Genomic DNA, 9,661 nt, shown 5'->3' on the forward strand with positions numbered 1-9,661 from the left:
TCCCGTGATTTGGATATTCAAAGGGTCTCGAGTACGTCGTTGTGCAGGCGCACGTAGTGCACCAGCTCGTCGGGCGTGCCCAGCTCGCGCGCGCTGATCAGCCAGGCCAGGCTGGCCGGCTCGTGCCGCGGGCAGCGAGCGGCCAGCCGCTCAACCCGCTCGCTGGCACCCAGCTGCTGCCAGTCGGGGTAGCGCCTGAGAAGCGGCAGCCGCCGCTCCTCGCGCATGGCCGCGAGAAGACGACGGGCGCGGTTGTAGCGCCAGTCGAAGCGCGCGGTGGCCTTCAGGTGCTTGCGCATCTGAAGCGCTGCGCGCCGGTCGCCGCCGCGCACCGGGCCGAGGCGGATCAGCTGGCGCCAGACCCACAGCGCCAGCAGCCCCAGGGCGCCCAGCCACAGCAGCGGTGCCTGGCGCCACAGCCAGGGCAGCAGCCCGCTGTGCGCCGGCCGGTGCTGCAGATAGACCGGCCCCCGGAGCGGGCCGACCACGGCTTCGAGCAGGCGAACATGGTCGGGATGAACCAGCATCCGGTTCTCCAGCCAGCCGATATCGGCCAGCACGGTGACGCGGCCGGCGCCGAATCGATACTCGGCCAGCGCGGGCTCGCCGCTGTCGCTGCGCCACGTGGTGATGATTTCACTCGCCGCCTGGCTGCCTTCGCCGTCGTTGTCGAAGCTCAGAAATGCCGGCGCGAACAACTCCAGGGTCTTGCCATCGGGGGCGGTCACCGGCATCGAGTTCGACGCCGCGCTGTCGTCGCTGTGGATCCGGCACGACTGGCAGCGACTGATGCGGTGGGGGTTGAGCGCTGGATCGGCTCGGCGCGCCGAGACCGAATGCGCGGCACCGATCACCAGGTGGCCGCCCGATTCGACCCACTCGCGCAGTTGCTGGCGATCGACCCGGTCGTGCGTGCCAAGCGCCTGACGGGTGATCAGCACCGCCTGTTCGCCGCGCCGGTGGAGCATGTCGGCAAGCGTATTGATATCGCGGGTTTCGGCGCCCTGCTGCTGCAGCCAGAGGCCGGCGATGTAAAACGGGCGGGTCAGCAGTTTCTCGCTGGCCGGCTGCCAGACCCACTGGCGCTCGCGCTCACCGGTGAAATACCACAGTGATGCGGCGACTACCACCACGACCAGGCTCAGCGCCACCAGTAAACGCTCGCGCGAACTCATGAGCCGCTCCGTCGGGGCGTGGCAAACAGCGCGCGCCATTGACTCTCCAGGGCCTTGAAGCCGGCGTCGTCGGGCGGGTGCTGTGCCCAGGCTGCGCGCAGCCAGCAGGCGATCAGCCGGCGCATGTGGGCGATGATCTGCGCGTCGACCTGTGCTTTTGCAAGCCGCTTGAGCACCTCGCCTTCGGTGGCGCTCTGGCCGATTTGCCCGCCGTGCGGCAGGCGCTCCAGCGCGCCGCGGTAGAGCAGGCTCAAAGCCAGGCGCTTGTCGCCCTGGCGCCAGGCCTCCTTCGCCGCGGCAGGAATGTCGTCGGGCAGCGGGGTCTCGAAGGCTTCGGCCAGAAAGCGCGGTGGCGGCAGCTCTTCGACGGCATCAGCTGGCTCGCGCCGGAAGGCCGGCAGCCTGCGCAGGCGCAGGACTAGCCACAGGCCGAGGGCACCCAGGCCGAGGATGACCAGCCATTTGACGATCAACGCCGGGCCGCTGAAATCCGGCAGGCCGCCCGGCTCCCAGTCGAAGTTGAAATCGAAGCGGCTGGTTCGCACCCACTTTTCCTGACAATAGGCCAGCTCGGGGCGCGCATGGAGTTCGCCCAGTTCGCGTTCGAGTTTGTCGTCGGAGTCGCGCAGTTGATCGACATGCGCCTGCCAGCGCTCGCACTCATGCGGGCTGACGGGATGCGCAGACTCGTCTCCGGTGGCTGCTGCGGTTACCACTGGCGCCATCCAGGGCAGCGCGAGCGCCATCAGCACGGCCGCAAGCCGGATACTCATGCCGCCTGTGGTCCGGCGTGGCGCGCGGCCAGGCGCCGCAGGGTGAATTCCAGATCCCAGCACTCCAGCCGACAGCGCTGGTTGAGATAAAGACCGAAGCCGGCGCCCAGGTAGAAGGGCTCGATGAGAATGATGGTGATTGCATAAAGCCCGGCGAGCCAGGCCCACATCGAGGCGGGCAGCAGCACGCTCGCGCTGACCGGGTTGAAGGCCGTGTTGGCGAAGACCGAATCGGGCAGCAGCCATGCAATGAGCGCCAGCAGGCTCAACAGGATGCAGACCTCGAAGAGCTGCGCCATGAGCGTCAGCCCGGTGGCGGGCCCGAGGCTGCCGCGGCCGAGCGCGCGCGTGCGGCGACGGCGGGCCGCGCCGGTCAGGCCCTCGAGCTGGCTGACGGCCAGCACCATCGAGCGGGCGGGATGCAATCTCAGCCGCCAAAGCAGCAGCATCAGCGCCTTCACCCCGAGTGCAAGCCCGTGCCGCGCGGCCTGGCGGGCGTCAAGCGGCTGCCGGCCAAGCTCGGCTGCCAGCAGGGCCAGAACCGCGCGATCGATCAACGGCTTGGCCCACCACAGCACCAGCAGCGCAAGCGGCGGCGACCACAGCCAGGCGAGTGCGGCCACGACAGCGACGGGCAGCTGGGTCAAGGTGCTGGCCGCCACGATGGCTGGCCAGCGGGCCTGCACCAGGCGCAGGCCCAGATCCATGGCCTCGTGTGTGGGCCGGGGGCGCAGGGCAATGCGATCAGTCAGCATCCACTGCTCCCGACCGCCGGCGACCGGCCAGCAGTAACCAGCCGCCCACGGCCAGCCACAGGGCGGCGCCGACGATATATTTGGTGGTCGCACTTGCGCTGCTGGCCGACCAGAAGGCCTCGAGGGCGGCGGCCAGCAGCAGCATGGCCATGACGCCGTAGAGCAGCAGCACGGCTGTTCGGGCGCTTTGCCGCAGGGATTCGATCCGGGTCAGCGATCCTGGCGCGATCAGGCTCATGCCCAGGCGCAGCCCGGCCACGCCGGCCAGCGCGATGGCCGGCAGCTCGAACGGGCCGTGGCCGATCACGAAGGTCCAGAAATTCTCGTGATGGCCCTCGAAGCTCAGATGCGCGGCAACGGCCCCGATCTGGGTGCCGTTGAACAGCAGAACCACCGCGCTGCCGATACCGAAGACCAGTCCGCCGGCAAAGGTTCGCAGCGCCACGCCGATGTTGTTCATGATGTAGAAGCCGAACATGAACAGATCCTCCCCGGCACCGCGGCGGAACGAGTCGCTTCGGCTGTACATGAATTCGATCTGGTCGATGGTTTCGGGATCGAGCACCCGGTAGACGAACTCGGGGGTTGTGCCGATCATCCAGAACAGCCACAGCATGGGCCCGAACAGCAGCAACAGGCTGATCAGGCTCAGGCGCCACTCCGAGCGCACCAGGGCGGGAAAATCGAAAGCCAGAAAGCGGACGACGCGGCTGGCCAGCGGCGTGCGTGAACGATAAAGCACGGCATGGCCACGGCTGACCAGATCTTCCAGGCGATGAATCAGGCCCAGGCTGTAGCCGCGCGAGCGGGCCAGCGCCAGGTCGCTGCAGAGCTGGCGGTAGCGAGCGGGCAGGTCGGCAATGTCGTTGGCGGCCCGCCTGCGTCGGCGCATCGCTTCGAGGCATTCGGCAAATGCCTGCCATTGATCCTCACGCGCGGCAATGAAGGCGGCCTGTCTCACGCCTTCTGTCCCCGGATCCAGCGCGCCCATGCTTCGAGCGTTTCCAGTGATTCATCGGGCGGCCGGGCTGTCACCGGCTGCATCAGCGCGGCCAGCTCGCGGGCGCGCTCGGGGTTGAGCCCGGGCAGGCGCTCGGCCAGCGACAGCAGCACCTGCTGTTCCTCGGGCCCGAGGGCCAGGGCGGGTGCGCGGGCCGGCCCCTGGCTGATCCCGCTGGTGTCTGCTGCCGGCCGGGCGACGTGAACGACCAGGCTGCCGGCCGCCAGATCGCCCAGGCGTTGAAAGCGCCGGTTGCACATCATAGCCGTCAGGCCGGCGCCGTAGGCCAGCGGCAAGAAGTCGATCTGGCGCAGCAGGTTGCGCACGATCGACGCACCCCAGCCGATGGGCGTGCCGTCGTCGTGCAGCACCCTCAAGCTCAGCACGCGCTTGCCCGGCGTAGCGCCGTCGGCCAGAACCTCGAACAGCACCGGATACCACCAGGTAATGAGAAACCACATCAGCATGAACAGCGTCATGCCCAGCATCTGCAGCCAGCCCAGGGTGAGTGCCAGAGCGAAGATGATGGTCCAGCGAATCAGGGTATCGAGTAGCCACGCGGCCGCGCGCGCCACCGGCCCGGCCGGCCGCAGGTTCAGGCTGATGCCCTCGGGCGTGCCTACCGGCACGATGGTGTCGATGGTGTCAACGGCGCGATCCGACATGAGCGCAGGAGCTACTCGTCCAGATAGATATCGCGATAGGCCGTGTAGATCGAGCAGAGGAAAAGCGGATAGACGACCAGCCAGCCCAGAAACAGCGGTATTGCGCCTGCAATCAGCAGCATCATGCACAGCAGGCCGTAGACGAGCATTGGCAGGATGTTGCGCAGGCAGCCGGTAAAGCTCATTTTCAGCGCCTCGGTGGGGGCTACGCCGTTGAGCATGATGAGCGCCGGCGCAAACCAGATCATCATCATCAGCGGCAGCATCAGCGCCATCATCACCAGAAAGAACAGCGCCATGCCGAGCACCATGGCACCCAGGTCGGGCTCGGCACCGGACAAGAACGAACCGCCGATCAGCGCGAAGGCCATGATGCTGCTGACCACCATCACGGCCAGACTGGCGGCCAGGTAGATCAGGCCCGTGATCAGCATGGGTTTGAGGTGGTCGCCCGTGAAACCCGCAAACAGGTCCTCCAGGCGCGCCGATTCGCCCCGGTGAACCCGGTCGGCCGCCAGCATCCAGCCGCCGATGAAGATCGGGAAAACCAGTCCTGAAACGATACTGACCAGCGGGAGCATGCCGATCACCAGAAACAGCCCGCCGAAGATCAGCAGCATGACAATCCAGGTGCCCCAGTCGCGCGCGAACAGCTGCCAGCCATCGCCGATCCAGGCAATGCCGTTGCCAACGGGCGCGCGCCGTGGTTCGCTGCGAAGGCCGTCGGGCCCGCCATTCTGGTCAACGGGATCGATCGCCGCCGACGGCGGCTCGAAAGGATTGGATTGCGTCATCTGGCGTCTCCCTGCCGCACGTGGCCCACAAGTGCCATAGCCTATCCGAATCGAACGGCGGGCACAAAAACAAAATGAGATCGAGGTCATGCCAACAAGGGGTCATGGAAAAGCGGAGGTATCGCGCCGGCGACATTTCCATTGGCATGAGGAAGGCCGCAACGAGGGATATGGGCGACTGTAGGTGCGCAAGGGGCGGGCTGCCCGTAACGGTGAAAGATTGAGGCCAAGGCCCCACGTAGTAGAGAAGTCACTTGCCCGGAGGATGCGATGATCCCCTTTTCCATTCTTGATCTGGCGCCCATCAACGAAGGTGGTTCAGCGGCGGAGTCGTTTGCCAACACGGTGGACCTGGCGCGCCTTGCCGATACCCTTGGTTTCAGACGCTACTGGATGGCCGAGCATCATGGCATGGCGGGCATTGCCAGCGCAGCCACGGCGGTGCTCATCGGTCATGTTGCCGGAGCCACGCAGCATATTCGCGTGGGCGCTGGCGGCATCATGCTGCCCAACCACTCGCCGTTGATGGTGGCCGAGCAGTTCGGCACCCTCGATACGCTTTATCCAGACCGCATCGATCTGGGCCTGGGGCGGGCCCCAGGCACTGATCCGGCCACTTCGCGGGCGCTGCGGCGCGATCTGCAGACTGATCCTCACGCCTTTCCCCAGGACGTGGCCGAGCTGGTCAGCTATTTCGAAGGTACGGCCGCGATTACCGCCGTGCCCGGACAAGGATGCGACCGAATCGAGATCTGGATTCTGGGCTCGAGCCTGTTCGGCGCCCAGCTGGCCGCGCAGATGGGCCGTCCGTATTCATTCGCCTCGCACTTTGCGCCTGCCCAGCTGCACGATGCGCTGGCGGTCTATCGCTCTCAGTTCCGGCCCTCGCGCTACCTCGATAAACCGCATGTCATGCTTGGCTACAACGTGTTTGCCGCCGACACCGACGAAGAAGCGCGGTATCTGGCTTCATCATGGCAGCAGTCTTTCGTTCGGCTGCGCTCGGGTAACCCGGGGCAGCTGCCGCCGCCTCAGGAGGGCTATCATGAATCGCTGCCCGAGTCGGCGCGAGCCCTCCTCGATCACGTTCTCGGCTGCACGGCGGTTGGCTCTCCGCAAACCGTTGCCCGGCAGATGAAGAAGTTCATCGAAGAGACTGAAGCCGACGAGCTGATCATCAACAGCAGCATGTTCGATCACACGGCCCGCCGACGCAGCGTGGAAATTGCTGCCCAGGTCATGCAGGGCGAATAAGGCGGGCTCAGGGTTTTCTTGCCAGCATGGTGGCAAATTGAAACTGCAGCGGGTTGCCGTCGGCGTCGGTGCGATGCAGCGCGCCGACATTCTCGTTGTACTTGAGAAAATCCCAACCCCGGTAATAGTCCTTCAGCTCTCCTTCAGCTAATCTGAACGAAAAGCGATCGCAGGGATAGGCCTCGGTGTCCATGGCGCACACAATCAGGTTGTAGCCGCCTGAATGAGTCGATGCCTGTATGTCGGCAATCACGTCGGGAACGCGATCGGCTTGCAGAAACATGAGTACGACGGTTGAAACGATGAAATCGTAGGAACCCTTGATGGACGCTTCGTTGATATCGTAAAAAGACGTTTGTACATTGTCGATGCCTTCGGTGGCGACAATCTGTTCCAGGGTGCGAATGGCCTCGAGGTTGGCATCCACCGCCGTCACGTCAAAGCCCAGACTGCTCAAATACAGCGTATTGCGCCCGCGTCCGCAGCCCAGATCCAGCGTTTTGCACGGGGGGATCCGCTTGCTGGCTGCCAGTACCTCGCTGTGGGTAGTGGTCAGGCCGTAACGCTCCGAGAAGTAGTTGCCGTCATGTGTCGTTTCCATCATCTCCGTGTTGCATCCTTCCAGTATGAAAGTGGCAAGTTTGATTGTCGCTTGAAAGCAAGCTTGATAGCAGGAGTGCCGGGGCGGCGTTCAGCGTGGTCGCAGTGGCTCGAATTGAATCAGCGGCTCCCGGCCGCCAAACGCCGTCTTGCTACAGCAGCCACTCAATCGGCAGCCAGGAAAGCAGGCGTGAGCTGGTGCGTCGCATCCAGCCGGCATCGGGTTCGGTGTTGTAGCGGCGCAGCTCGTCACCCTGCGGGCGGACCCAGCGAATATTGTCATTGCCGTCAAGATAGGCCCGGTAGGCGTGACGGGGTATCTCGCGGTCGAAGGCCCGGTGCATTGCTTGAGCGAGCGCCGGGCTGTCGATCAGAAAACCCATTTCCGTGTTCAGATTCGCCGAGCGTGGGTCGAGATTGAACGAGCCGATGAACAACGTCTCGCCGTCGATGGCAAATGTCTTGGCATGCAGGCTGGCGCTCGAGCTGCCGAACAGCCCGGTGAGCTCGCGGTCGGGGGGCTGCTCCGCTCCGCGTGGCAGCTCATAGAGCACGACCCCTGCTTCGAGCAGTGGCCGGCGTCGCCTGGCGTAACCGGCATGCACGGGCAGCGTATCGGCGGCAACGAGTGAGTTCGTAAGGATGCGCACGGGCACGCCGCGGCGCGCCAGCTCGATCAGGCGTTTACTGCCCTGCACCCCGGGCACGAAATAGGGCGAGACCAGATCCACGGAGCGAGCGCTGCTGATAATACGGTCGGACACGAAGTCGACCATGCCGACACCATAAGCCTGGCCGAGGGCTTTGGCCGGTGGGTCGCTGATCAGCTCCGTGGGCGCCCAGGTCAATGGCGCCTTTTCATCGGACAAGCGCCAGGTTGTGCGATCGTTCTCCAGGGCCTTGCGGTAGCTCATGGCCGCCGGGTCCTGTTCCAGTGCATCGTGGCGGGCATGAAAGCGATCCAGGGCGCCTGTCGTTGATGCGCCCACGATCCGGTCAATCGGGTAGGCCAGCTGGCTGGCCCAGTAGCGGTCGAACTGGTCGGAGACTTCCGGCACCACCGGCCCGATTGCCATCACGTCGAGATCGGAGAATACGACGCCATTGGTTGCCCCGAAGTAGATGTCACCTATGTTGCGTCCACCAATAATCGTTGCCTGGTTGTCCACCGTGAAAGACTTGTTGTGCATGCGATGGTTGAGGCGCGAAAAATCAGTGGCCCAATTGGCCCATTTGAAGCGGCGATAGGCAAACGGATTGAACAGGCGCACCTGGAAATTGGGCTGCTCGGAAAGTGCCTTGAGCGTCTGGTCAAGCCCATGAATACCATTGTCGTCAACCAGAAGCCGCACACGTACGCCGCGCCGAGCTGCGCGCTCGAGCTCGGCCAGGAGCATGGTGCCGGTGATGTCGTTCTGCCAGATGTAGTACTGCGCGTCGATGCTGCGCTCGGCCTTGCCTGCCAGCACCATTCGTGCTGTAAACGCCTCGCGCGGATCCGATAAGGGCCGCAGGCCGCTGACGCCCGGGTTTTGCGCCAGCTGTGGCTCGATTGCCCGGCCCAGAGAAGTGTTTCGGGCTTGCTCAGCACTCAAGGCCTCGGACGACGGGCGCCCGTCGATCGACGGCAGGGTCGTGCAGCCGCCCAGCGCCAGCGCGCTGAGCAGGAGCAGCATCAAAGTCGCGTTTCGTATGCAGCTCAAGCGCATCTCGGGCGGGGTCCGCTACAGCTTGACCAGCATCTTGCCGTGGTTGCCGCCGGTGAAGAGCTTCAGGAAAGCGTCCGGTGTCTGTTCCAGGCCCTGTGCCACGGTTTCCTGATAGTCGATCTCGCCCGCAGCCACCCTGGGGCCGAACTCCTTCACGAAGTCGTGGTGATGCTGCCAGTGGTCGAAAACGATAAAGCCCTCCATGCGCGCGCGCCGGATCAGCAGCATGGCCAGGTTGCCGGGGCCGGCGCTGGGGCCCTCATCGTTGTAGCGTGAAATCAGGCCGCACACCGCAATCCGGGCGCCTACGCGCAGGTTATTGAGCGCGGCTTCAAGGCAGTCACCGCCAACGTTTTCATAGTAGACATCAAAGCCGTCCGGGCAGGCCTGCTTGAGCGCTTCAGTGAGCTGCCGGGCGTCCTTGCCCTTGTAGCTGACCGCCTTGACGCCGATCGATTCAAGCCAGTCGAGCTTTTTCTGATCGCCGGCAATGCCCACGACGGTGCCGCCTCTGGCCTTGGCCAGCTGCACCGCCAGGGAGCCGACGGCACCGCTGGCTGCGCTGACCAGCACATTATCGCCTTCCTGCATTTCGGCAATGATGTTGAGCCCGACCCAGGCGGTGGTGCCGGGCATGCCCAGCACGCCCAGATGGGCCTGCTCCGGCACATCGATATCGGGCAGTGCTTCAACCTGGTCTTCGGGGAGCTGGGCAATATCGCGCCAGCCGGCCATGTGGCGAACCCGGTCGCCAACGGCAAAGGCGGTGCTGCGCGACTCGATGACCTCGCCCACGGCCCTGTGTGTCAACATCCCTCCCAACAGTACCTGATCGGTTTTATCTGTAACATTCAGGGCGCTTACGGAGCGAAGAGATGTCTGATTCCAACGAAGTTGTCACCGACCCGCGCCTTGAGAAGCGTACCCGACGCCGGT

Annotated in this window: 10 protein-coding genes; 1 reads left to right on the forward strand and 9 read right to left on the reverse strand. The window is 64.8% G+C overall.

Features of this window, described 5'->3' with window-relative positions; all coding sequences use genetic code 11:
• Positions 1–17: 17 nt before the first annotated feature.
• Genes ACEWQZ_RS04790 through ACEWQZ_RS04815 form a run of 6 tightly spaced genes read right to left on the reverse strand, consistent with a single transcriptional unit; the run spans position 18 to position 5,162 of the window.
• Complete coding sequence (locus tag ACEWQZ_RS04790) at positions 18–1,175, reverse strand: DUF4350 domain-containing protein (protein ID WP_476481924.1); 1,158 nt, start codon at positions 1,173–1,175, stop codon at positions 18–20.
• The gene (locus tag ACEWQZ_RS04795; RefSeq protein WP_476481925.1) at positions 1,172–1,948 is read right to left on the reverse strand and encodes a hypothetical protein; all 777 of its coding nucleotides are present in this window, start codon (positions 1,946–1,948) and stop codon (positions 1,172–1,174) included. The genes ACEWQZ_RS04790 and ACEWQZ_RS04795 overlap by 4 nt, the downstream gene beginning before the upstream one ends.
• Positions 1,945–2,703, reverse strand: coding sequence for a hypothetical protein (locus tag ACEWQZ_RS04800; protein ID WP_476481926.1), 759 nt, complete (start codon positions 2,701–2,703; stop codon positions 1,945–1,947). Before ACEWQZ_RS04800 ends, ACEWQZ_RS04795 begins: the two co-directional genes overlap by 4 nt.
• Positions 2,693–3,694, reverse strand: a complete 1,002-nt coding sequence (locus ACEWQZ_RS04805) for a stage II sporulation protein M (RefSeq protein WP_476481927.1) — start codon at positions 3,692–3,694, stop codon at positions 2,693–2,695. The genes ACEWQZ_RS04800 and ACEWQZ_RS04805 overlap by 11 nt, the downstream gene beginning before the upstream one ends.
• Positions 3,661–4,368, reverse strand: a complete 708-nt coding sequence (locus ACEWQZ_RS04810; RefSeq protein WP_476481928.1) for an RDD family protein — start codon at positions 4,366–4,368, stop codon at positions 3,661–3,663. Before ACEWQZ_RS04810 ends, ACEWQZ_RS04805 begins: the two co-directional genes overlap by 34 nt.
• 11 nt (positions 4,369–4,379) lie before the next feature.
• Positions 4,380–5,162: a BPSS1780 family membrane protein gene (locus ACEWQZ_RS04815; RefSeq protein WP_476481929.1), complete on the reverse strand. Its 783-nt coding sequence runs from the start codon at positions 5,160–5,162 to the stop codon at positions 4,380–4,382.
• A 270-nt stretch (positions 5,163–5,432) separates the two neighbouring features.
• On the opposite strand from ACEWQZ_RS04815, the gene ACEWQZ_RS04820 reads away from it, so the two are divergent.
• A complete protein-coding gene (locus ACEWQZ_RS04820) occupies positions 5,433–6,416 on the forward strand; it encodes an LLM class flavin-dependent oxidoreductase (RefSeq protein ID WP_476481930.1) in 984 nt (327 codons plus the stop codon).
• A gap of 7 nt (positions 6,417–6,423) precedes the next feature.
• On the opposite strand, the gene tehB is transcribed toward ACEWQZ_RS04820, so the two are convergent.
• The 3 genes from tehB to ACEWQZ_RS04835 form a co-directional block, all read right to left on the reverse strand.
• A complete protein-coding gene (gene tehB / locus ACEWQZ_RS04825) occupies positions 6,424–7,020 on the reverse strand; it encodes a tellurite resistance methyltransferase TehB (protein ID WP_476481931.1) in 597 nt (198 codons plus the stop codon).
• 148 nt (positions 7,021–7,168) lie between these two features.
• Complete coding sequence (locus ACEWQZ_RS04830; RefSeq protein WP_476481932.1) at positions 7,169–8,692, reverse strand: phospholipase D-like domain-containing protein; 1,524 nt, start codon at positions 8,690–8,692, stop codon at positions 7,169–7,171.
• A gap of 48 nt (positions 8,693–8,740) precedes the next feature.
• Positions 8,741–9,580, reverse strand: a complete 840-nt coding sequence (locus ACEWQZ_RS04835) for an NADP-dependent oxidoreductase (protein WP_476481939.1) — start codon at positions 9,578–9,580, stop codon at positions 8,741–8,743.
• Between the last annotated feature and the right edge of the window lie 81 nt (positions 9,581–9,661).

The organism is Wenzhouxiangella sp. YN1 (assembly GCF_056324145.1).